Raw genomic sequence first — 222 nt, 5'->3', positions numbered from 1 at the left:
TTTGCCGGAGTTTTTTCTCCGGCATTTGCGCGCTAACTGCGTTAGTAACGAAAAAACAGTAGCGAGCGTTATTCGCGCAGTATGTAAACTGCACCAGTAACGAAAAAACAGAATTATACGTTACTCGCGCAGCGCGCTGACTGCGCGAGTAACGAAAAAACGTTATTGAACGTTACTCACGCAGAAACCAAACTGCACCAGTAACGAAAAAACGGTGACGTT

The organism is Gardnerella vaginalis, assembly GCF_001546485.1.
GTDB classification, from domain to species: Bacteria; Actinomycetota; Actinomycetes; order Actinomycetales; family Bifidobacteriaceae; genus Bifidobacterium; species Bifidobacterium vaginale_D.
Note: the sequence above shows the minus strand (reverse complement) of the source record.